Genomic DNA, 22,422 nt, shown 5'->3' on the forward strand with positions numbered 1-22,422 from the left:
TAGTGTGGCCAATGCGCTACACATTTGTAGCAAGCACGCACGCTTTTGGTAATTTCTAAATGAAATAATTTCACCCTGTCGTGCCGCATTTATAATCCCGCCGTCAGCCACCCCCTTAGTGAAACCCCAATCCGCACGCTTCTGTGAATCGATTTATTCCAGGCGCATATAAATGCGCTTGTTAAATCGAATTTGTCACGATTTTGGCACTCATGCATAGTTGACCGGAAGCTATGTCATGTCGCCGCGCGGGGTCATCGGGGAGTCACGAAACTGTCATAACACTGTCACGACCGTGACATTGTATACAGCTAAAGTTTCGGGTCGGCTAAGCAGCTTGCAACACAAGGTAAAGCGGCAAGGAAGGTGGATTGATCCGATCCGCATTGAACTGCCATTAAATTCGTCCATTTTGGGGTAAATATGATGAATCACAAACGGCTCCGGCTGACGCAGATCGCGTTGAGCCTGTCCATCGCACTGGCCGCCGTGCCAGCCATCGCGCAGAACACGACTTCCGCCATCGGCGGTCGTATCTCCGGCGCGGATGGCAATCCGGCATCCGGTGCACAGGTCAGCATCCTGCACGTCGAGTCCGGTTCCGTCAGCAATGTCACCACCGATGCCCAGGGCCGCTATGTTGCCCGCGGCCTGCGCGTGGGCGGCCCGTACACGATCACGATCACGCAGAATGGCGTGACCGAAAAGCGTGAAGGCGTGTTCATCGCGCTGGCCGAAACCGCCGCCGTGGACGCGCAGCTGGGCCAGGCGATGCAGACCGTGACCGTCACGGGCACGAATGCGCGCAACGACCGCTTCTCGAAGACGGCGATGGGCACCGGCACCAATATCGGCCCGACGGAACTGGCGATCCAGGCGTCGATCCAGCGCAACCTGCAGGACTACGCACGCGCCGACCCCCGCGTGTCGCAGACCGACAAGGAGCGTGGCGAAATCTCCGTGGCCGGCCAGAACAGCCGCTACAACTCGCTGACCATCGACGGCGTGGCCGTGTCCGATACGTTCGGCCTGGAAGCTTCGGGCTCCCCGACCGCGAAGCAGCCGATCTCGATCGAAGCGATCCAGTCTGTGCAGGTCAACGTGGCCAACTACGACGTGACGCAGAAGGGCTACACGGGCGGCAACATCAACGCCGTGACCAAGTCCGGCACCAATGACGTGAAGGGCAGCGTCTATTACGTCTTCCGTAACGACAAGATGGCCGGCGAGCGCTTCAACCAGACCGACGGCAGCTACTACGATCCGGCCAGCTTCAAGGAAACGACCAAGGGCGCCACGGTCGGCGGCCCGCTGATCAAGGACAAGCTGTTCATCTTTGCCAACTACGAGAAGCTGGAATCGACCCGCGCGGCGCCGTCCTTCGGCCCGATCGGCAGCTCGATGACGAACGTGGGCGTGACGCAGGGCGCCATCGACCAGGCGCAGGCGATCGCACAGAACACCTATGGCCTGGACGTGGGCACGTCGCAAGTTCCCGGCGGCACGATGCTGGCCGTGACCGACAAGCTGCTGAAACTCGACTGGAACATCAGCGACGACCACCGCGCCATGTTCCGCTGGTCGAAGACCGAGCAGACCGAGCCGTTCTTCTCCGGCCTGACTTCCACCGGCATTTCGCTGAACTCGCAGTGGTACCAGCAGAACAAGGTCATCGAGACGAAGGTCGCGCAACTGACCTCGGACTGGTCGCCGACGTTCTCGACCGAAGTAAAACTCTCGACCCGCGACTATGACAGCGTGCCGACCGTGAACGCCATGCTGCCGACCGTGGGCCTGCGCATTTCGGGTCCGCTGGCCGAAGGCGCGCCGGCCGGCCTGTCCACCGCCAACCGCTTCATCAACTTCGGCACCGACAACAGCCGCCAGCGTAACGTGCTGGGCACGAAGACGGACGACTACTATGTCGGCGCGAACTGGCTGCTGGGCGACCATGAAGTGAAATTCGGCGCGGACTACCAGAAGAACGAGATCTACAACGCGTTCCTGCAGAACGTGTACGGCAACTACACCTTTGGCTGCCTCACGGGTATCGGCTACGACTTCCTGGGCGGCAGCAATCTCGGCTCGTGCACCAGCAGCGCGTCCGACGTGCAGCAGGCCGTGCTGGAAAACTTCCGCCGCGGCCGTCCGGTGTCGTACCAGACGCAGGTGGCGAACGCCGGCTACACGCTGGAAGACGCCGTTGCCCGCTTCACGATGAAGAACACCGGCGTGTTCGTGCAGGATACCTGGACCGTGACCCCGAACCTGACCGTCTCGGCCGGTGTACGCCTCGACAAGATCGACGTGCCTGAACGTCCGCTGGTCAATGCCGCGCTGGCCGCCGCGCCGGGCGCGCTGAACGCCGCCGGCCGCGCCACGGGTGGTTTCGGCATCAACAACGCCAACACGTTCGACGGCCAGAAGCTGTGGCAGCCGCGCGTGGGCTTCAACTACCGCCTCGACACCGAGCGTCGCACGCAGGTGCGCGGTGGCGCCGGCCTGTTCCAGGGCGCCGCGATGAGCGTTTGGCTGGGTAACCCGTTCCAGAACGCCGGCGTGGCAACGTCGACGATCGGTTGCGGCATCAGCGGCTTCGCCGCCTGCCCGACGACGGGTGGCGTGTTCAGTGCCGACATCAACAACCAGCCGCGCTTCGCCGGCACGCCGTCGGCCGCTTCGGTGGACGTGCTGGCCGCCGGCCTGCGCCAGCCTGCCGTGTGGAAGATGAACCTGGCCGTGGATCACGAACTGCCGTGGTACGGCATGACCATCGGCGCGGAATTCCTGAAGACGGATGCGCGTGACGCGATCTTCTACCGCAACCTGAACATCGGCGAAGCCACCCGCACCGGTACCGATGGCCGCGCGCTGTACTACACCCCGCAGGGCTACAACTCGGCTTGCTGGGATGCGAGCGGCAACAGCATCTCTACGGGCACGGCCTGCTCGGGCCTGCGCAACCGCGCACAGTCGAACCAGGCGTTCGCCAACGTGCTGGTCGCAACCAACACGAAGAAGGGCGGCAGCAGCGTAGCGACCCTGCAGCTGAGCCGTCCGATGAGCGCGGGCTGGGCATGGAACGCCGCTTACACCTACACCGAGTCGACCGAAGTGTCGCCGTTGACGTCGTCCACGTCGAACTCGAACTGGTCCGGCCGTTCCGTGCTGAACCCGAACGAGGAAGTGGAAGCGAACTCCAGCTACCTGGTGAAGGACCGCATCAGCGCTTCGCTGAGCTTCCAGAAGCGCTTCTTCGGCACCTACCGCACCACGATGGGCGTGTTCTATGAAGGCCGTTCCGGCAAGCCGTACAGCTGGACGTTCAACAACGACGCCAACGGCGATGGCCTGGGCGGCAACGACCTGATGTACATCCCGACCGCGTTCGGCGCGGGCGAAGTGGTGTTCAAGGGCGATACGGCCACCAGCCACGTGAACGAAGAGCGCTTCTGGGCGATCGTCGACCAGTACCGCGGCCTGCGCAATGCGGCCGGCGGCGTGGTCAAGCGCAACAACAGCTTCTCGTCGTGGACGAACAGCTTCGACATGCGTATTTCCCAGGAAGTGCCGGGCCTGTGGCAAGGCCACAAGGGCGTGTTCACGCTGGATATCCTGAACGTGGGTAACCTGCTGAACAAGAAATGGGGCCGCATCAACGAAGTGGCATTCCAGTCCAGCGGCGCGCAAGCCCGTTCGTTCGTGGACGTGGTCGGCCTCGAAGGCGGCAAGTATGTCTACCAGCTACGCGACAAGGTCGAAGACCTGGACGTGCGCCAGGTGAAGGGCGAATCGCAGTGGGCCCTGCAAGCCACCGTCAAGTACGAATTCTAAGGTTCGAATTCATTTGGCCTGACAAAAAAAACCGGCACGCTGTGCCGGTTTTTTTCCGTCTGTAACACAAGGTTTCAGCCGCCCGGCCGGGCTGTTTCGGTCCGCCGGGCGGCTGTACAATACGCGGTCGCGTCCTACTTCTTTCCCATGAAATCATCCCTGCACACTCTCGCCCTGGCGGCGGCGCTGACCGCGCTCGCCGGGTGCGCAATGCCGCCCTCCAACCGGGGGGCGGCCGAGATCAACCTGGTCGCGCTCAACGACCTGCACGGCAACCTCGAAGCCACGAAATTCACCTATGCCGGCGTGGCCGACAAGGCGCCCCGCACCGTGATGGCGGGCGGCATCGACACCATCGCCGGCGCACTGCAGCAATGGCGCCGCGAGGACAGCGAGCTGCTGCTGGTCGGCGCCGGCGACATGGTGGGCGCGAGCCCGGCGCTGTCGGCGATGTGGGCCGACGAGCCCACGATCGCCGCGCTGGACATGCTCGGTCTCACCGTCACGTCGGCCGGCAACCATGAATTCGACGGCGGCCGCAAGGAACTGCTGCGCCAGCAGCACGGCGGCTGCGATTCGCCGCGGCCGGACAAGGCGTGCCGGTTCGCGGCGCAATACGACGGCGCGAAGTTCGGCTACCTGGCCGCCAATGTCGTCGACGAAAAGAGCGGCAAGACGATCCTGCCGGCCTACCGCATCCTCGAAGCGAAGGGCGTGAAGATCGCCTTCATCGGCGCCGTGCTGAAGGGCACCGCCGACGTGGTCGTGGCTTCCGGTATCGCCGGCCTGCAGTTCCTCGACGAAGCCGATGCCGTCAACCGGCTGCTGCCGGAACTGCGCGCGCAGGGCGTGGGCGCGTTCGTCGTGCTGGTGCACGAGGGCGGCCGCACCGGGTCCCCGTTCGACCAGCAATACTGCGACAACCTGGAAGGCGACCTGGTGCCGATCGTGAAGCGGCTCGATCCGGCCGTGAAGCTCGTGATCAGCGGCCACTCGCACAAGGGTTACCTGTGCAAGGTGGATGGCAAGGTGGTCACGCAGGCGCAGATGGGCGGGCACATGCTCTCGCGCATCAAGCTGGTGGTCGACCGTCAGACGGGCAATATCGTCGATGTCGATGCGCGCAACGTCGTCATCGAGCAGGGCGCGTATCCGGCCGAGCCGAAAGTGGCCGCCTACCTCGCCAGCCTGCGCGAACGCAGCAACCGCGAACTGGCCAAACCGGTGGCGCGCATCGCCGTGCCGGCCGTGATGCGCGCTACCGACGGTGCCGACGAGTCCGCGCTGGGCAACCTGGTTGCCGACGCCACGCTGATGGCCGCGCTGCCGTTCGGTGCACAGGTCGCGTTCATGAACCGGGACGGCATTCGCCAGCACCTGGAAGCAGGGGCCGGCAACGTCGTGTCGAAAGGCCAGGCGCTGGCAACGCTGCCGTTCGGGAATACGCTCGTGGTGATGGACCTGACCGGTGCGCAGCTGCGTACCCTGCTCGAACAGCAGTGGGTGGCGGACAAGGTGCAGGTGCGCGGCCTGCTGCAAGTGTCCGAGGGCTTCACGTACAAATACCGGGTGGACGAAACCGGCAAGGCGACGGTGTCGGACGTCACGCTGAACGGCGCGCCTTTGAACGATGGTGCCATGTACCGCGTGGCCACCAACAATTTCCTTGCCGGTGGCAACGATGCGTTCCCCATGTTCGCCAAGGGCACCAACCGCGCCGAAACGGGCATCCGCGACATCGATTCGCTGACCGCCTACCTCGAGCGCCGCGAGCGCGACGGCAAGCCGGCCGGCCTTGCGCCCGCGCAGCCGCGCATCCAGCGCATCCAGGGCTAACGATAAAGGAACCGATGATGAAACGACTAATCCTGTGCAGCGTGCTGGCCGCGTGCTTCGGCAGCGCCCATGCCGACTTCCGCATTCCCGGCTTCGAACTGGTGCAGACGGCGCCCGTCGAAACCACGCTGGCGAACGCCGACCTGCGCGATCCCGTCACCGTATGGTGCGAGCTGTTCGACAACGCGAAAACCGATATCGCAATCGGCCAGTTCTATGCGGCCAGCAAGCCCGGCGCGCCGTTCGAGAAAGTGATCGACCGGCTGGCCGCCGCCGGGAAACGGGGCGTGAAGATCCGCTTCCTGCTCGACAAGAAGGGCGTGAACCTGTCCGACGCCGCCACGCTGGAGCGGCTGCGCGCGATCCCGAACCTGGAGATGCGCATCCTCGATTTCAGCCAGCTCACCGGCAACGGCATCATCCACGCCAAGTATGTGATCGCCGACGGCAAGCGGGCCTTCGTGGGCAGCCAGAACTTCGACTGGCGCGCGTTCACGCACATCCATGAAACCGGGTTGCTGGTCGACGATGCCGCCATCGTCGGGCAGGTCCGCGCGATCTTCGACCAGGACTGGGGCGCGCAGGCGCAACTGGCGCAGGGCCGTACCGTGGCGCCGCTGCAGCAGAAGGCTGCCACAGTGCCGGCCACGCTGATGGCGCAGCCTTCCTACTTGCTTGCCAGCCCGGCCGCGTACAACCCGCCTGGTGTCGCCGATTCCGAGACCGGCCTGCCGGCGCTGCTGGCCGCGGCCAGGGAAGAAGTGCGCGTGCAGCTGCTCGATTACGCGCCGCTGTCGTATGGCCCGAACGGCACGCGGCCGTATTACGCCGTGGTCGACAACGCCGTGCGTGCCGCCGCCAACCGCGGCGTGAAGGTGAAGCTGATGGTGTCGAACTGGAACCTGGAACATGTCACGCTGCCGTACCTGAAGAGCCTTGCGGTGCTGCCGAACGTGGAGATCCGCGTCGTCACGCTGCCGAAGGCGTCGACAGGCTTCATCCCGTTCGCCCGCGTGATCCACTCGAAGACGATGGTCATCGATAACAAGGTGGCATGGGTGGGCACCAGCAACTGGGCCGGCGGCTACTTCGACCTGTCGCGCAACCTGGAAATCGTGATGCGCAACGAGCAGATGGCGCGGCGGCTTGCCTCGCTGCAGGAACAGGTGTGGAGCTCACCTTATGCGGAACCGCTCGACATCAACAGGAACTACCCGAAACCACAGAAAGCTTCCGAACAATGAAACGACTCGCATGCATGCTGGCACTGGCCGGCGCCTTCGCCGCCATGGCGCCAACCAGCGCCCTGGCATGGGGCAATGACGGCCACCGGGCCGTGGGCGCCATCGCCGCCAAGCTGCTCAAGGGCAGCATCGCCGAAAAGCGCATCGCCGCGCTCCTGCTGCCGGGCGAAACGCTGGAATCGATCGCCGTGTGGGCCGATTGCGTGAAAGGCACGTGGTGCGGCCCGCAAACGCCGGAAATGCAGGCCTACGTGGCGGCCAATCCCAAGCACTCCGCGTACCACTACACGGACGTGCCGTTCCAGCTGGGCGCCTACCACGACCACGCGCCGGGCACGTTCGATGACGACATCGTGCAGACGCTGAAGTCCGCGATCCTCGTCCTGCAGGGCAAGGACACGCCGCAAACGAATCCGCATAAATTCACGCCGCGCCAGGCGCTGCTGGTCGTCGCCCACCTGGCCGGCGACATCCACCAGCCGCTGCACGTCGGCGCCGCCTTCGTGAGCAAGGATGGCCGCTTCGTTGTACCGAAGACGCATGCCGAAATCGACGAACTGAACATCTTCGATTCGCGCGGCGGCAACAACCTGCTGCTGGACGACGCCGTCCTCGCCACGACCTCCGCGAAATACATGCCGCCGGCGTTCGACACGAAGTCGTCGGCCAACCCGCCGAAGACGAAGCCGTTCCACTCGTACTGGGATACCACGGTGGTCGACTACGCCTTCCGCCGCTCCAGCACGCGCACGCCGGAGCAGTTCGCGCAGTATGCGATCGACAGGAAGCCGGCGGTGCCCGTCAACACGGGCGACGTGGCCACCTGGCCCTACCAGTGGGCGAACGATTCGCTGGCCATCTCGAAGCTGGCGCACATGGACGTCACGCTGGGCTCCGCCACCACGAAAAAATCGTCCAGCTCCGGCGAGAGCTATAAAGTATGGGCGCTGAACGTGCCGGACGACTACCCGGTGCCATCGTCCGCGCTGGCCCGCCAGCAGCTCATCAAGGGCGGCTACAACCTGGCCGCGCTGCTGAAGGAGATCTGGCCGGAGGCGTAACCGCCTGGTGTCGGGAAGGAGTGATGGCATGCATGCCATCACTCCTTCCTGTCACCGGTTTTACGCCAGCGTCACCTCGATCCCCATCTCCCGAAACGGCACCAGCAGCGCCTCGTCGACCTCGCGATTGACGACGATGTGATCCACCGACGCCAACGGTGCGATCTGGAACGGCGCCGCGGTACCCAGCTTTTCCGGCGATGCCAGCACCACCGTGCGCTGCGCATGTGCCGACAGCGCGCGCTTCATCGCCGCTTCGTCGAAATCCCCCGTCGTGATGCCGGCCTCCGGGTGCAGGCTGCATACGCCCATGAAGAACAGGTCGGCGCGGAACTGGCTTACCGCTTCCACGGCCGCCGCGCCCATCGCCACGATCGAGTGCTTGAACAGGCGCCCGCCGATGATGATCACGTCGATCTCCGGGTGCTCGACCAGCTCCACGGCCACGGAAGGGCTGTGCGTGATCACGGTGGCACGCAGGTCGCTGGGCAGGGCGCGCGCCAGCTGCACGGCGGTGGTGCCGCCATCGATGAACACCACCTGGCCCGGCCGGATCATCGCGGCGGCCGCGCGCGCGATGGCCGGCTTGGCATCGGTCGACAGCTTTTCGCGCACGGCGAAATTGCCCTGCGCCGGCGAGGCGGGCAGGGCGCCGCCGTGCACCCGTTCCAGCAAGCCTTCCTTCGCCAGTTCGCGCAGGTCGCGGCGGATCGTATCCTCCGACAGGCCCAGCGACTCGCTCAACGTCTTTGCGACGATCTGTCCTTCTTCCTTCAGGATGCGGAGCAACAGCTCCTTGCGCTGGCGTGTCAGCATTGCACGATTTTCCTTGAAATTACACGATATCGCATGATATCGTAAAAATGAACCAATACAATGACGAACATACCGGAGCCATCATGCATGTGCGCATTCACGACGTAACGACACTGTCCGACGACTGGTATTTGCTGAAGAAAACCACGTTCGACTACCGCCGGCGCGATGGGAGCTGGCAGACGATGTCGCGCGAAACCTACGATCGTGGCCATGGTGCCGTAATCCTGCTGTACAACCTCGCACGCCGCACCGTGGTGCTGGTGCGGCAATTCCGCTTTCCCGCGTTCGGCTACGGCGGCCGGCACGACGGCTACCTGATCGAAGCTCCCGCCGGCCTGCTGGACGCCGCCTCGCCCGAGGAACGCATCCGCGCCGAAGCGGCCGAGGAAACCGGCTTCCACGTCGAACACGTGCAGCGCATCTTCGACGCGTTCATGAGCCCCGGCTCCGTCACCGAGCGGCTGCACTTCTTCGTCGCCGAATACGAAGCCACCCACCGCATCGACAACGGCGGCGGCGTGGCAGCCGAAGGCGAAGACATCGAAGTCCTGGAACTGCCCATCGACGAAGCCCTCGCCATGATCGCCGACGGCCGCATCGAAGACGGCAAGACCATCATGCTCCTCCAGCACGCCGCCCTGTTTTTGTTTCCCAAAACCGGGGTCAGACCCCGAATTTGAGAAATGTTTCCAGGAACCGGGGGTGGAGCGAGGGTTTAGCGGAGCATGCTCCGCTCTCGCGCAACGGTACAGGCATGCATGCCTGTACTCCTTCCTGACCCCGGTTTCAGGAAATATTGCAGCGGAAAAAAAGCCTGCGGGTTACGCAGGCTTTCGGGGCAGAGCGGGGCAGTGCTTAGCGCGATTTCACGAACGGCACGCCAATCGCCTTTGGTGCGACGGACTTGGCCATCAGCCCGGCCAGCACGATCACGGTGACGACATACGGCACCATCTGGATCAGCGCGCCCGGGATGCGGCCCACGACCGGGAGGTCGACGCCTTCGAGCTGGATCTGCACGGCGCCGAAGAAGCCGAACATCAGGCAGCCGAGGAAGGTGTAGAACGGGCGCCAGTTGCCGAACACCATGGCGGTCAGCGCCAGGTAGCCGGCGCCGGCGGACATGTCGCGCAGGAAGAAGCCGCTCTGCACGATCGCGAGGTAGGCGCCGGAGAACGAGCACAGGATGCCGGCGATCAGCATTGCCGCATAGCGCGTGCGTTCGACGGACACGCCGGCCGCATCGGCGGCATGCGGGTTCTCGCCGCAGGCGCGCAGGCGCAGGCCGAAGCGCGTGTGGTACAGCACCCAGTGCACCAGCGGCACCAGCGCGAACGCCAGGTAGACGAGGATCGTGTGTCCGCCCAGCAGCTGCGTCCAGATCCAGCCCAGTACGGGAACGTCCGCCACGGCGGCGCTGCCCGGCAATATGATTTCCGACAGCCGCGCTTCGCCCAGGCCCGGCGTGCGGCCGCCCTGCTGGAAGAAGTACTGCGCCACCACGAACGTGAGGCCGCTCATCGTGATGTTGATGGCGATGCCGGCCACCAGCTGGTTGCCCTTTTGCGTGATGGCGATGCAGCCCTGCAGCAGCGCCACCGCGACCGATACGCCCATGCCGGCAAGGATGCCGTACCACGGGTTCTGCGTGGCGAAGGCCACCGCGGCGGAGACGAACGCCGACGCCAGGATCTTGCCTTCCAGGCCGATGTCGACGACGCCGGAGCGTTCCGCGAACAGGCCGGCCATCGCCGCGAACATCAGCACCGGCGCATTGCGCACGGTGGAGACGACGATGCTGCCCAGGTGGAGGTCTTCGAAGCTCATGCTTGTTTTCCTTTGATCAGTTTGGCCAGCGCGGGCGCATACAGGTATTCCATCGCGCCGCAGAACAGGATGATCAGGCCCTGGATGAGGATCACCATCTCGGGCGGAATGTTCGGTTTTTCCAGAGAGAGGTCGAAGCCGCCCTGCGTCAGTGCGCCGAACAGCACGGCGGAGAGGAAGATGCCCACCGGGTGCTGGCGGCCCATCAGCGCGATCGCGATGCCGATGAAGCCCGCGCCGCCCACGAAGTTCAGCGACAGGTAATGCGTGGAACCCATGATGGAATTGACGGCGCCCAGGCCGGCCAGCGCGCCCGAGATCAGCATCGTCACGATGATCATCGCCGAGATCTTCACGCCGGCGTAGTGCGCGGCATGCTGGTTCAGGCCCGTGGCGCGCAGCTTGTAGCCCCACGAAGAGCGCGACACCATCACGCCATACACGGCCAGCGCGACGATCGCCAGGAAGAAGCTGATGTTCAGCGGTGTGTCGCCCAGCACCGGCAGCCAGTCGGACAGGCGCGGCAACTCGGCGGCCGCCGCGAAATTGCGGCTGGCCGTGTTCTGCTCGCCCACCGGGATCAGGTACTTGACGATCACGAAGTTCATCAGCGATGCGGCGATGAAGTTGAACATGATCGTGGTGACCACGATATGGCTGCCCCGTTTCGCCTGCAGGTAGCCGGGAATGAAGGCCCATAGGGCGCCGAACAGCGCCGCGCCGACGATGCCGACGGGGATCAGCAGGAACCACGGCAGGCTGGCGTCGAAGGCCAGCATCGCAAGCGTGAGGCCCAGGCCGCCGAAGTACATCTGGCCTTCGGCGCCGATGTTGAACAGGCCCGCCTGCATCGCCACCGAGACCGCGAGGCCGGTAAACACGAACGTGGACGCGTAGAACAGCGTGTACGCCAGGCCTTCCGGATTGACGACCGCGCTGTTGATCAGGATCTGCATCGATTCGAAGGGATCCTCGCCCAGCAGGTGGATCACGAGGGCCGTCACGAGCAGCGCGGACAGCAGATTCAGGAGGGGCAGGACAATGCCGGTTGCCCAGCGTGGCAGGTCGTTGTTCATGATTTGTGCATGCCGCCCATCAGCAAGCCGATGCGCGTGGTATCGAATTCATTGATCGGCATCTCGCCGGTGATGCGGCCGCCGCACATCACGAGGATGCGGTCGGCCAGCGCGCGTACTTCTTCCAGCTCCACGGAGACGAGCAGGATCGCCACGCCCGCATCGCGCAAGGCAAGCAACTGCGTATGAATGGCCTCGATGGTGCCGATGTCCACGCCGCGCGTGGGTTGGCCCACCAGCATCAGCTTCGGTTTCGCCAGCACTTCGCGGGCGATGACGACCTTCTGCTGGTTCCCGCCGCTTAATAGACCGATGCGCAGCTCCGGGTTCGGCGGGCGCACGTCGAATTCCTTCAGCAACCCGGCGCAGCGCGCGGCGATGTGCTTGAAGTCGAACAGCCCCCAGCGGCCCTTGACGTGGTCCTGGTAGCCGAAGAAGGTGTTGTGCATCACGCTGAAGTTCTTCACCACGCCGTCGCGCAGGCGGTCTTCCGGCACGTGCGCGATGCCCAGGTTGCGGAACACGCGCGGCAGGCCGTCCGCATCGCGGCGCCTGTAGGGCAGGGGCTTGCCCTCGAAGTCGGCCTGGCCGCCGGTGGGCAGGCGCATGCCGGACAGGATTTCCATCAACTCGCTCTGGCCATTGCCGGACACGCCGGCAATGGCCACGATCTCGCCGGCGCGCAGCGTGAAGCCGATGTCCTCGAGCAGGGAAACGCCGGCCTTGTCCTTCAGCTGCAGGCCTTTCACCTCGAGCACCGGCGCGCCCGGCTGGTACGGCCCGCGCGGCAGGTTGTTCTCGATGGGGCGGCCGACCATCATGTTGGCCAGCGCTTCCTTCGACGTGTCGGCCGTCTGCACGGCACCCGCCACCCGGCCCGCGCGCATCACGGTCACCGTATCCGTGATGTCCATGATTTCCTGCAGCTTGTGGGTGATCAGGATGATCGTCTTGCCCTGTTCCTTGAACAGCCGCAGGATCTCGAACAGCGACGCGGTTTCCTGCGCGGTCAGCACGGCCGTGGGCTCGTCCAGGATCAGGATGTTGGCGCTGCGGTAGATCTGCTTGAGGATTTCCACGCGCTGCTGCGCGCCCACCGACAGGTCGTGCACCGTGGCCAGTGGGTCGACGTCGAGGCGGTAGCGGTTGCAGATCTCGCGCAGCTTCGCTTCCGCCTCGGCACGGTGCGAAGCGAGACGGAAGCCGCCCTCGGTGCCCAGCATCACGTTGTCGAGCACTGTCATGTTATCGACCAGCATGAAGTGCTGGTGCACCATGCCGATGCCGAGACGGATGGCTTCCTGGCTGGAGCGGATCTGGCGCACCTGGCCGTCGAGCAGGATATCGCCGCCGTCGGCATGGTAGTAGCCGTACAGGATGCTCATCAGCGTGGACTTGCCGGCCCCGTTCTCGCCCACGAGGCCATGGATGGCGCCCTTGGCGATCGCGAAGCTGACGTCCGTATTCGCCTTCACGGCTCCGAAATGCTTGGAGATGCCGCGGAATTCAACAGCTGGCTGCATAGGATTTATCAGGTCGTGTTTTACTGAAAAACGCGCCGCAGAGCATTGCTCTGCGGCGCGTTTCGCGTATTGTCTACTGCGTGTTGCTGGAAAATCAGGCCGGGCAGGCAGCGCCCGAGCGGATGTCGATGACTTTCGTCTTGCCGTCGATGATGTCCTTGCGGGCACCCAGCACGCGCTTTTCGATCTCCGGCGTGATCAGCTTGCGGTTGTTGGCGTCCAGCACCCAGTCCACGCCGCCTTCCTTGACGCCCTTGGCCGTGACACCGGCCTTCCAGCTGCCGTTCTTCATCTGCATGAAACTGTCATAGACGGCGTTGTCCACGCGCTTGACCATGGAGCTCAGCATCGTGCCCGGATACAGGTGGTTCTGGTTCGAATCCACGCCGATCGCCAGCTTGCCCTTTTCCTTGGCCATCTGCAGCGTGCCCAGGCCGGAGCCGCCGGCCACGGCGAACACCACGTCCACGCCGCGCTCGAATTGCGACCGGGCCAGCTCGCCGCCCTTGGCCGGGTCGTTCCACGCGGCGGCCGTGGTGCCGACCATGTTCTGCACGATCTCGGCTTTCTTTTCCACGGATTTCGCGCCCTGTGCATAGCCGCAGGCGAACGTGCGGATCAGCGGGATGTCGATACCGCCGATGAAGCCCAGCTTCTTCGACTTCGATGCCATGGCGGCGGCCACGCCAACGAGGTAGGAGCCTTCTTCTTCCTTGAAGGTGATCGAATTCACGTTATTGCCCTGTGCAACGCCGTCGATCAGCACGAAGCGCACATTGGGGAATTCGCGCGCCACTTTTTGCACGGCTTGCGTTTGCGAGAAACCCACCGCGGCGATCAGGTCGAGCTTCTTGCGGGCAAGGCCGCGCATGACCTGCTCGGCCTGGGTGTCGGATGACGCCTGCACCTCGATGAAGTTGATACCGGTTTCTTTCTTGAAGCGCGAAGCACCTTCGAAAGCCGATTGATTGAACGACTTGTCGAACTTGCCGCCCGCGTCGTAGACGATGCCCAGTTTCGGATTGGCCGCGAATGCGCTCGCAGATACCGCAACTGCGGCGATCATCATGGAAAGTTGTTTGATTTTCATGAAAAAGGCTCCTGGAAGTCCGCTATTGTATAGTTTTTGCGAGCAAAACATGTACCCCGCTGGGGCGGCGGCCGGCAAAAGCGGCCGCTTTAGAACCTTTGCTCGGCATTTGCATTTCCGTCCAGTTTCCATTTGTAGCAATATATTGCTCACTCTTGCGCCTCTCTGTTGGAATCGCACAACAGTACGATGAGCGCCCGGTATCCCCTGCCGCCGTTGTTTTTGCTCCACTTCTGGTGTTGCAATCCACCCCGAAATGATCGCTTCCCGTGGGGCAGCCAGGCGGCGGGGGCCGGGCTGGCTGCGCACTATTGCATGACCAACATATGTATGACAAATACCTTTTTTCTTGAGAATTTATATTGAAAACATCTCAATAAGCTTGTTGTTCCAGCCAGTTTTCCTCGTGTAGCATCGGCAGATATTACTCAAATGCTACTACCCAAAACCCAACAATAAGGAACTGGTTTCCATGAAACTGACCCACCGGACCCTGATGGCGCTGGCGATCGCCACCGCTTTCCCCCTTGCTTCCGCCCAGGAAACCCCGGCGGCGGCAAGCGCTGAAACGACGCAGCCGGGCCAGCTCGAAACCGTGATCGTCACGGCCCAGCGTCGCGCCGAGAACATCAAGGACGTGCCGATGTCCATCGCCACCGTGAAAGGCGAGAAGCTCGATGTGCTCACGTCCGGCGGGCAGGACATCCGCTTCCTGTCCGGCCGCTCGCCATCGGTCAGCATCGAGTCGGACTATGGCCGCACGTTCCCGCGCTTCTATATCCGCGGCCTGGGCAACACGGACTTCGACCTGAACGCCTCGCAGCCGGTGGGCCTGGTGATGGACGACATCGTGCAGGAAAACCCGATGCTGAAGGGTTTTCCCGTGTTCGACGTCGACCAGGTGGAAGTGCTGCGCGGCCCGCAGGGCACGCTGTTCGGCCGCAATTCGCCGGCCGGCGTGATCAAGTTCGATTCCGCCAAACCCGTGTTCAAGCAGGAAGGCTACCTGTCGGCCGGCTTCGGCAAGGACCGCGTGCGCAACCTGGATGGCGCGTACAACATTCCGGTCAGCGACACGGTGGCGATCCGTTTTGCGGGCTCCTCGCAGCACCGCGGCGACCGCGTGGACAATCCCCGCGCGACCGGTACCCGCGAGTTCGAAGGCTACAAGGACAACGCCGCGCGCGTGCAGGTGCTGTACAAGCCGACGGCCAGTTTTTCGGCGCTGTTCAACGTGCACGGCCGCGACATGGATGGCACGGCCACGCTGTTCCGCGCCAATATCCTGAAGGCGGGCACCAACGACCTGGTGGATGGCTTCGACTACGACAGCTACCCGACGGACGGCGTCAACGAACAGCACCTGAAGAACAAGGGCGCGAACGTGCGGCTGCGCTGGGACCTGCCGGGCGTGACGCTGCACTCGATCACGGGTTACGAAAAGCTCGACTTCTACAGCCGCGCCGACGTCGATGGCGGCTACGGCGCCGTGTATGCGCCGCCATACGGTCCGGGCTTCATCCCGTTCCTCGTCGAAACGGCCGACCTGATCCCGAACCACAAGCAGCTCTCGCAGGAGTTCCGTGCCGAGTCGACCAGTGCCGGCCCGCTGCAGTGGATCGCCGGCGTGTTCTACTTCAAGGAAGACATCACGATCGACAGCATCGCGTTCAATTCGCTCGCGCCGGGCAATCCGCAGGTGCCGAACTACGCGACGCAGACGCAGAACGCCAAATCGTGGGCCGTGTTCGGCTCCGTCAACTATGCGGTCAGCGACCGCCTGAAGCTGCGCGGCGGCCTGCGCTACACGAGCGACAAGAAGGATTTCGTGGCCCAGCGCATCGAGACCACGGGCCGCTCGTACCTGCCGCTGTCGGACGATTCCAGCAACGTGAGCTGGGACGCTTCCGGCACCTACGTGGTGAACCGCGACACCAACGTGTTCGCCCGCGTGGCGACAGGCTACCGCGCCCCGTCGATGCAGGGCCGCCTGAACGACCTGTCCAGCATGCCGTCGATGGCCGGCGCCGAGAAGGTGCTGTCCGTCGAGGCGGGCGTGAAGCAGGACCTGTTCGACCGCCGCGCGCGCATGTCGGCCACCGTGTTCCACTACCGCGTGAAGGACAAGCAGCTGACGGCCGGCAGCGGCACCGTCAACATGAACCAGCTGCTGAATGCCGACAAGGCGGTGGGGCAGGGCGTGGAACTGGACCTGCAGGCGAACCTGTCGCAGAACTTCTCGGCCACGTTCGGCACCAGCTACAACGATACCGAGATCAAGGATGGCAGCCTGTTCGTGCTGCCATGCGGCAGCGGCTGCACGGTGACGAACCCGATCTCGTTCGTCGGCGGCACCCGCGTGGCCCTCATCGACGGCAATCCGCTGCCGCGCGCCCCGAAATGGCAGCACAACTTCACGCTGAAGTACGCCGCCCCGGTGGCCAACGGCGAAGTGTATGCGTTCACCGACTGGTCGTACCGCTCGTCGTATAACTTCTTCCTGTACGAAGCGAAGGAGTACAAGGCGAAGGACCTGCTGGAAGGCGGCCTGCGCGTGGGCTACAAGTGGGGTGACGGCAAGTACGACCTGGCGCTGTATGGCCGCAACATCACCGACGAAGTGCAGTCGGTCGGCGCGATCGACTTCAACAACCTGACGGGCATCCTGAACGAACCGCGCACGTACGGCGTGCAGTTCAAGATGAATTTCTGATGCTCGATTGATTGCCAAAAACCGGGGTCAGACCCCGGTTTTTGGAAATATTTCCAGAATTCGGGGTCTGACCCCGGTTTCAGGAAACTTGGCGCAGGTCAGCTGGTTTTTACCGCTCCGGCGGTCGCAAAATATTCATGAACGCCCGCACCACCGGCGCATCGTCGGTGGTGGTGTACGTGATGTACAGGTTCGCCGAAGGCGGATTGGTGCGGATCGGCAGGAACACCACGCCGGGCCAGCCGATCCGGCTGGTGGTTTCCGGCACGAGCGTCACGCCGAGTCCGGCGCCCACCATCGCCAGCAACGTCTGCGGCTCGTTCGCTTCCTGGAAGATCGCCGGCTCGAAGCCGGCGTTCACGCAGCATTGCAGCAGATAGCGGGGAAAGGCGGATTTGTCGAGGGCCAGCGTGAGCATCGGCTCGTCGGCAATGTCGGTCAGTTCGATCGCTTCCTTCTTCGCCAGCGGATGGTGCTCGTTGACGGCCACGCACACGTTCTCGCGGTAGCACAGTTCCTGGCGCAGGTTATCGTTGCGCAGGTCGCTTTCGTCGAGCTTCGGCTCGCGCCAGAAACCCACGTCGATCTGCTTGGCCCGTAAAGCTTCGTACTGCACGGTGGGGCCGAGTTCGTGGATGGTCCACGTCACGCGCGGGTATTTGCCCTGGAATTCCTCCAGCAGGCTGGGGATCGGCCCCCACATCGCCGAGCCGACGATGCCCACGCGCAGGCGGCCCACTTCGCCGCGGTCGATCTGGCGCACGGTGTCGATCGTCATCCGCATCTTCGCCAGCAGCTCGGCCGCTTCGTTCATCAGCGCGCGGCCGGCCACCGTCAGCTCGAAGCTGCGCGTGGTGCGGGCGAACAGCTTCACGCCGAGCTCCGCCTCCAGCTTCATGATCTGCTGCGACAGCGGCGGCTGCGAGATGTGCAGCCGTTCGGCGGCGCGGGAAAAACTCTTTTCCTCGGCCACGGCGAGGAAGTACTTCAGCTGCTTCAGGTCGATCGACATGGGCTACTCGATGGGCAATCAGGTGATCGGATGTTCCAGCAGGGCGCGCGCCAGCGCCGCGCCCACGCGCGCGTTGTTCTTCACGAGCGCGATATTGGTGGCCAGGCTGCGGCCTTGCGTCAGCGTCTTGATGCGGGCCAGCAGGAATGGCGTGACCTTCTTGCCCGTAACGCCGTTTTCTTCCGCTTCCTGCAAGGCCTGCAGGGTGATGCCGTCGATCTCTTCCTCCGGCATCGCGTCGCTTTCCGGCACCGGCGCCGCCACCACCACGCCGCCGTTCAGGCCCAGCGCCCACTTGGTGCGGATGAACGAAGCCTGCTCCGCCGGCGTATCGAGCCGGAAGTCGGCGTTGAAACCGCTCGCGCGCGTGAAGAACGCGGGGAAGCCTTCCTGGCCCACGCTCACCACCGGCACACCCTGCGTTTCCAGGTATTCCAGCGTGAGGCCGATGTCGAGGATCGACTTCACGCCGGCGCACACCACGGCCACGTTGGTCTGCGCCAGTTCCTGCAGGTCGGCGGAGATGTCGAAGCTCGTCTCGGCACCGCGGTGCACGCCGCCGATGCCGCCGGTGACGAACACGGAAATACCCGCCAGCTGTGCGCAGATCATCGTGGCGGCCACGGTCGTCGCTCCCAGCTTGTTCTGCGAGAGCACGTAGGCCAGGTCGCGGCGGCTGACCTTCAGCGCTTCCGGGGAATTGCCCAGCAATTCCAGCTGTTCCGGTGTCAGGCCGATGCAGATCTTGCCGTCGATGATGGCGATGGTGGCCGGCACGGCGCCGCCGTCGCGGATGATCTGCTCGACTTCGCGCGCGGTCTGCACGTTCTGCGGATACGGCATGCCATGCGAGATGATCGTCGATTCGAGTGCTACGACCGGCTTGCCGGACGCGCGCGCATTCGCCACTTCGGGCGAGAGGGAGAGAAACTGGTGCATGGTCATTCCTGTTCGTTGATCAACATTATTCGGTGTGAGGAGCGCTGAACAGCTCGGCCGTCAGCGCAGGGGAGACGGTGTGCGGGCTTTGTACGGTCAGCGCGGCGGCGCGCAAGCCCCGGTCGCATGCCACGGCAAGGTCGTCCTCGCCCTGGGCGAGTGTCCAGCAAACGGCCGCCGAGAAGGCGTCGCCCGCGCCGGTCACGTCGACGACGTCCACCTCGTGCGCCGGCAGCCATTGCAGGTCGTCCACCGCCTTGGCGACCGCCTTGCTGCCTGCCATGTGACCGCACGTGTGGTACACACCGGCAGCGCCGCAGGTGACGATCACGTCCCGCGCGCCGTCGGCCTGCACGGCGCGGCACGCGTCGCGCACCGATGCTTCCGTGGGCAGCGGGCGGCCGACGCGGGCTTCCAGCTCGCCGCGGTTCAGGATCAGCAGGCGCAGGCCGGACAGGTCGCGCGGCAGCCGCGTCATCTTCGGCTGCGACACGGCCACGATGGCGAGCGGGATGCCGTCCCTGCGCGCTTCGGCCAGCAGCAGGGCCACGGTATCGTGCGGCAGGTTCAGGTCCGCGATCACCAGCGCCGCCGCGTTGCGCTGCGCCTGGCGGCTGGCGACGAAAGCGGGCGTCATCTGTTCGTACAGCGCCATGTCGGCCAGCGCCACGGCCATTTCGCCGTGCACGTCCAGCACGGCCGTATAGGTGCCGGTGGCCGCACCCGGCAATACCGGCGTGGCCGTCATGTCGATGCCGCAGTGCTGCGCGTGCGCCCGCAAAGCCTGGCCCGCGCTATCCTCGCCCAACGCTGTCAGCAGCGCACAGGGCGTGTCGAGGCGGACCAGGTTTTCCGCGATGTTGCGGGCCACGCCGCCAAAGGTTTCAGCAGCCGTGGCGGGATTCGATGTGCCCAATTGCAGCGGTTCGATGGTGCGCAGCTTGCGATCGAGGTTGGCGGCGCCGATGCACAGCACGGAGCGCTCCTGCGGCAGCACATAGGCGCGGCCCACCAGGCGGCGCTCGCGGATCAGGCTTGCCACGTGCCCCGCAACGGCGGAACGCGACAGGCCGAGTGCTTGCGCCATCTCCTGCTGGGAAATGAACGGGTTGGCACGAATCAGGCCGTAGAGTTGTTCTTTCTTGCTCATTTTCCAGGACAGGGGAAGAATTCAAACATTTGTCGAACATCGTAAACAGATGTTTGTTTGCTGTCAAACCGCTATAATAGTCGTCAATTTATATGTAGTTGATATAAATGACAAAGAAATTCGGTATTTGTCATACCAATCACGGATGATGCATAGTGTCGCCTGCCTCGGCCCGCCAATCATCACCGGCAGCGCCCAACCAGAACCTAGCGAGAACTCCATGTCGAACAACTCCCCCTTCCAGGCCGCCGCGATCGTACGTTCCCGTGCGCCGGCCGGCTTTGCGCCGCGCGCCGCGCTGATCCTCGGCTCCGGTCTCGGCGTGCTGGCCGACCAGATGACGGATACCGTGGCGATCGGATTCGACGAACTGCCGGGCTTCCCGATCAGCACCGTACATGGCCACGCGGGCCAGATGGTGCTGGGGAACCTGGCCGGCGTGCCGGTCATTTGCCTGAAGGGCCGTGGCCACTTCTACGAAGGCTATGGCCTGGCCGTGATGACGAGCGCGATCCGCACGCTGAAGCTGCTGGGCTGCGAATTCGTGTTCGTCACCAACGCGGCCGGTTCGCTGCGCGCGGAAGTCGATGCCGGCTCGCTGGTGGCGTTGAACGACCACATCAACCTGCTGCCGGGTTCGCCGATGATCGGCCCGAACGACGAGCGCTTCGGACCGCGCTTCTTCAGCATGGCCAATGCCTACGACGCCGACCTGCGCAAGCAGCTGCAGGACACCGCGGCCGAACAGCAGATCACGCTGCACGAAGGCGTGTACCTGTCGTGCTCCGGCCCGAGCTTCGAAACGCCGGCCGAGATCCGCGCCTTCTCGCGCCTGGGCGCGGATGTCGTCGGCATGTCGGTGGTGCCGGAGGTGGTGCCGGCCCGTCACTGCGGCCTGAAGGTGGTCGGCGTATCCGTCGTCACCAACCTGGCCGAAGGCCTGTCGCCGTTCCCGCTGTCCCATGAACAGACGCTGAAATACGCGGCCGTGGGCGCCGAAAGCCTGGTGAAACTGATCCACGCTTTCTTCGCGAACCTCGCGAAAGCTTAATGAATGAAGGGCGGCCTTGGCCGCCCTTGAACTTTTTACACCGGATAAATCATGTCACGCGCATTCATCCTCCTGCTCGATTCCTTCGGCCTCGGCGCTACGCCGGATGCCGACAAATATGGCGACGCCGCCACCAACACCTTCGGCCACATCGCCAAATGGGCCGCGGAACAGGGCAAGCCCATGTCCCTTCCCGCGCTGGAGCAGCTGGGCCTCGCGGCCGCCGCGCATACCGCCTGCGGCACGTGGGCACCCGGCTTCGACCGGCGCGAAGGCTTCACGGCCGCCTACGGCGCCGCGCGCGAACAGTCGACAGGCAAGGATACGCAGAGCGGCCATTGGGAAATCGCCGGCGTGCCGGTGCTGTTCGACTGGGGCTATTTCCCGAAGACGGTACCGTCGTTCCCCAAGGAGCTGACCGACCGGCTGCAGGAACTGACGGGCGTGCCGGGTTTCCTCGGCAACTGCCATGCCTCCGGTACCACGATCCTCACCGAACTGGGCGACGAGCACGTGGCCACCGGCAAGCCGATCCTGTACACGTCCGCCGACTCGGTGCTGCAGATCGCCGCCCACGAGGAAAGCTTCGGGCTCGAGCGCCTGTACGACATGTGCAGGATAGCTTACGAGCTAGTGAAGCCCTACAACATCGGTCGCGTGATCGCGCGCCCGTTCCTGGGCAGCGACGGCAACTACAAGCGCACCGCCAACCGCCACGACTACGCGGTGCCGCCAACCGGCCCCACGCTGCTGGACCACGTGAAGGATGCGGGCGGCGAGGTGATCGCGCTGGGCAAGATCAGCGACATCTACGCGGGGCAGGGCGTTTCGCGCGTGGTGAAGGGCCCGGACAACATGGCGCTGTTCGACCGCCTGCTCGAAGTGGAAGAGCAGGCCGGCGACAAGTCGCTGACGTTCGTGAACTTCGTGGACTTCGACATGCATTTCGGCCATCGCCGCGACGTGCAGGGTTACTCGCAGGCGCTGCACGAACTGGATGCGCGCCTGCCCGAGTTCATCGCCAGGCTGCGCGAAAACGACCTGGTCGTGATCACCGCCGACCATGGCTGCGACCCCACGTCGCCGGGTTCCGACCACACGCGCGAGCATATCCCGATGATCTTCTTCGGCCCGGGCGTGCAGGGCCGCGAGCTGGGCATCTCCGAAACGTTCTCCGACATCGGCCAGACCATCGCGCACCACCTCGGCGTGAAACCCCTTTCCAACGGAACCAACCTGTTATGAGC

Annotated in this window: 16 protein-coding genes; 8 read left to right on the forward strand and 8 right to left on the reverse strand. The window is 64.2% G+C overall.

Features of this window, described 5'->3' with window-relative positions; translation table 11 throughout:
• Window positions 1-423 precede the first annotated feature (423 nt).
• The 4 genes from ACY65G_RS13320 to ACY65G_RS13335 all read left to right on the forward strand — a co-directional run bounded on the left by ACY65G_RS13320 (window position 424) and on the right by ACY65G_RS13335 (window position 7,975).
• Complete coding sequence (locus ACY65G_RS13320; protein WP_464997838.1) at window positions 424-3,834, forward strand: TonB-dependent receptor; 3,411 nt, start codon at window positions 424-426, stop codon at window positions 3,832-3,834.
• Window positions 3,835-3,981: 147 nt separating this feature from the next.
• Window positions 3,982-5,670, forward strand: a complete 1,689-nt coding sequence (locus tag ACY65G_RS13325; RefSeq protein WP_464997839.1) for a bifunctional metallophosphatase/5'-nucleotidase — start codon at window positions 3,982-3,984, stop codon at window positions 5,668-5,670.
• Window positions 5,671-5,687: 17 nt separating this feature from the next.
• The gene (locus ACY65G_RS13330; RefSeq protein ID WP_464998026.1) at window positions 5,688-6,914 is read left to right on the forward strand and encodes a phospholipase D-like domain-containing protein; all 1,227 of its coding nucleotides are present in this window, start codon (window positions 5,688-5,690) and stop codon (window positions 6,912-6,914) included.
• A complete protein-coding gene (locus tag ACY65G_RS13335) occupies window positions 6,911-7,975 on the forward strand; it encodes a S1/P1 nuclease (RefSeq protein WP_464997840.1) in 1,065 nt (354 codons plus the stop codon). Before ACY65G_RS13330 ends, ACY65G_RS13335 begins: the two co-directional genes overlap by 4 nt.
• 60 nt (window positions 7,976-8,035) lie before the next feature.
• Here ACY65G_RS13335 and ACY65G_RS13340 read toward each other — a convergent pair whose 3' ends face one another.
• Window positions 8,036-8,791 (reverse strand): DeoR/GlpR family DNA-binding transcription regulator, encoded by a 756-nt coding sequence (locus ACY65G_RS13340; RefSeq protein ID WP_464997841.1) that lies wholly within the window; start codon window positions 8,789-8,791, stop codon window positions 8,036-8,038.
• A gap of 83 nt (window positions 8,792-8,874) precedes the next feature.
• Here ACY65G_RS13340 and ACY65G_RS13345 point away from each other — a divergent pair, with 83 nt between their 5' ends.
• Window positions 8,875-9,474 carry an NUDIX domain-containing protein gene (locus ACY65G_RS13345; protein ID WP_464997842.1) on the forward strand — a complete coding sequence of 200 codons (600 nt, stop codon included), beginning with the start codon at window positions 8,875-8,877 and terminating at the stop codon, window positions 9,472-9,474.
• A 175-nt stretch (window positions 9,475-9,649) separates the two neighbouring features.
• On the opposite strand, the gene ACY65G_RS13350 is transcribed toward ACY65G_RS13345, so the two are convergent.
• The 4 genes from ACY65G_RS13350 to ACY65G_RS13365 all read right to left on the reverse strand — a co-directional run bounded on the left by ACY65G_RS13350 (window position 9,650) and on the right by ACY65G_RS13365 (window position 14,310).
• The gene (locus ACY65G_RS13350; protein WP_464997843.1) at window positions 9,650-10,621 is read right to left on the reverse strand and encodes an ABC transporter permease; all 972 of its coding nucleotides are present in this window, start codon (window positions 10,619-10,621) and stop codon (window positions 9,650-9,652) included.
• Window positions 10,618-11,697, reverse strand: a complete 1,080-nt coding sequence (locus ACY65G_RS13355; protein WP_464997844.1) for an ABC transporter permease — start codon at window positions 11,695-11,697, stop codon at window positions 10,618-10,620. Before ACY65G_RS13355 ends, ACY65G_RS13350 begins: the two co-directional genes overlap by 4 nt.
• Window positions 11,694-13,220: an ABC transporter ATP-binding protein gene (locus ACY65G_RS13360; RefSeq protein ID WP_464997845.1), complete on the reverse strand. Its 1,527-nt coding sequence runs from the start codon at window positions 13,218-13,220 to the stop codon at window positions 11,694-11,696. The genes ACY65G_RS13355 and ACY65G_RS13360 overlap by 4 nt, the downstream gene beginning before the upstream one ends.
• 94 nt (window positions 13,221-13,314) lie before the next feature.
• Window positions 13,315-14,310, reverse strand: a complete 996-nt coding sequence (locus ACY65G_RS13365; RefSeq protein ID WP_464997846.1) for a BMP family lipoprotein — start codon at window positions 14,308-14,310, stop codon at window positions 13,315-13,317.
• 472 nt (window positions 14,311-14,782) lie between these two features.
• On the opposite strand from ACY65G_RS13365, the gene ACY65G_RS13370 reads away from it, so the two are divergent.
• Entirely contained in the window at window positions 14,783-17,023 is a 2,241-nt protein-coding gene (locus ACY65G_RS13370) for a TonB-dependent receptor (RefSeq protein ID WP_464997847.1), read from the forward strand.
• Between the two features lie 109 nt (window positions 17,024-17,132).
• Here the strand turns inward: ACY65G_RS13370 and ACY65G_RS13375 are convergent, their stop codons facing one another.
• From ACY65G_RS13375 to ACY65G_RS13385, 3 genes are read right to left on the reverse strand one after another with little or no spacing between them, the layout of a single operon-like run.
• Complete coding sequence (locus ACY65G_RS13375) at window positions 17,133-18,035, reverse strand: LysR family transcriptional regulator (protein ID WP_464997848.1); 903 nt, start codon at window positions 18,033-18,035, stop codon at window positions 17,133-17,135.
• 18 nt (window positions 18,036-18,053) lie between these two features.
• On the reverse strand, window positions 18,054-18,974 hold the full coding sequence (locus ACY65G_RS13380; protein ID WP_464997849.1) for a pseudouridine-5'-phosphate glycosidase: 921 nt from the start codon (window positions 18,972-18,974) through the stop codon (window positions 18,054-18,056).
• Window positions 18,975-18,999: 25 nt separating this feature from the next.
• On the reverse strand, window positions 19,000-20,124 hold the full coding sequence (locus ACY65G_RS13385) for a carbohydrate kinase (protein WP_464997850.1): 1,125 nt from the start codon (window positions 20,122-20,124) through the stop codon (window positions 19,000-19,002).
• A gap of 220 nt (window positions 20,125-20,344) precedes the next feature.
• Between ACY65G_RS13385 and xapA the strand changes: the two genes are divergently transcribed.
• Entirely contained in the window at window positions 20,345-21,175 is an 831-nt protein-coding gene (xapA, locus tag ACY65G_RS13390) for a xanthosine phosphorylase (protein ID WP_464997851.1), read from the forward strand.
• A gap of 51 nt (window positions 21,176-21,226) precedes the next feature.
• Entirely contained in the window at window positions 21,227-22,420 is a 1,194-nt protein-coding gene (locus ACY65G_RS13395) for a phosphopentomutase (RefSeq protein WP_464997852.1), read from the forward strand.
• The last annotated feature ends 2 nt before the right edge of the window (window positions 22,421-22,422 follow it).

This window comes from Pseudoduganella sp. jia 12, from assembly GCF_055502675.1.

What these genes read in the sequence shown, in the direction of transcription:
- ACY65G_RS13320 (WP_464997838.1), top strand. Translation starts at nt 424, where the DNA reads ATGATGAATCACAAACGGCTCCGGCTGACGCAGATCGCGTTGAGCCTG.
- ACY65G_RS13325 (WP_464997839.1), top strand. Translation starts at nt 3,982, where the DNA reads ATGAAATCATCCCTGCACACTCTCGCCCTGGCGGCGGCGCTGACCGCG.
- ACY65G_RS13330 (WP_464998026.1), top strand. Translation starts at nt 5,688, where the DNA reads ATGAAACGACTAATCCTGTGCAGCGTGCTGGCCGCGTGCTTCGGCAGC.
- ACY65G_RS13335 (WP_464997840.1), top strand. Translation starts at nt 6,911, where the DNA reads ATGAAACGACTCGCATGCATGCTGGCACTGGCCGGCGCCTTCGCCGCC.
- ACY65G_RS13340 (WP_464997841.1), bottom strand. Translation starts at nt 8,791, where the DNA reads ATGCTGACACGCCAGCGCAAGGAGCTGTTGCTCCGCATCCTGAAGGAA.
- ACY65G_RS13345 (WP_464997842.1), top strand. Translation starts at nt 8,875, where the DNA reads ATGCATGTGCGCATTCACGACGTAACGACACTGTCCGACGACTGGTAT.
- ACY65G_RS13350 (WP_464997843.1), bottom strand. Translation starts at nt 10,621, where the DNA reads ATGAGCTTCGAAGACCTCCACCTGGGCAGCATCGTCGTCTCCACCGTG.
- ACY65G_RS13355 (WP_464997844.1), bottom strand. Translation starts at nt 11,697, where the DNA reads ATGAACAACGACCTGCCACGCTGGGCAACCGGCATTGTCCTGCCCCTC.
- ACY65G_RS13360 (WP_464997845.1), bottom strand. Translation starts at nt 13,220, where the DNA reads ATGCAGCCAGCTGTTGAATTCCGCGGCATCTCCAAGCATTTCGGAGCC.
- ACY65G_RS13365 (WP_464997846.1), bottom strand. Translation starts at nt 14,310, where the DNA reads ATGAAAATCAAACAACTTTCCATGATGATCGCCGCAGTTGCGGTATCT.
- ACY65G_RS13370 (WP_464997847.1), top strand. Translation starts at nt 14,783, where the DNA reads ATGAAACTGACCCACCGGACCCTGATGGCGCTGGCGATCGCCACCGCT.
- ACY65G_RS13375 (WP_464997848.1), bottom strand. Translation starts at nt 18,035, where the DNA reads ATGTCGATCGACCTGAAGCAGCTGAAGTACTTCCTCGCCGTGGCCGAG.
- ACY65G_RS13380 (WP_464997849.1), bottom strand. Translation starts at nt 18,974, where the DNA reads ATGCACCAGTTTCTCTCCCTCTCGCCCGAAGTGGCGAATGCGCGCGCG.
- ACY65G_RS13385 (WP_464997850.1), bottom strand. Translation starts at nt 20,124, where the DNA reads ATGAGCAAGAAAGAACAACTCTACGGCCTGATTCGTGCCAACCCGTTC.
- xapA (WP_464997851.1), top strand. Translation starts at nt 20,345, where the DNA reads ATGTCGAACAACTCCCCCTTCCAGGCCGCCGCGATCGTACGTTCCCGT.
- ACY65G_RS13395 (WP_464997852.1), top strand. Translation starts at nt 21,227, where the DNA reads ATGTCACGCGCATTCATCCTCCTGCTCGATTCCTTCGGCCTCGGCGCT.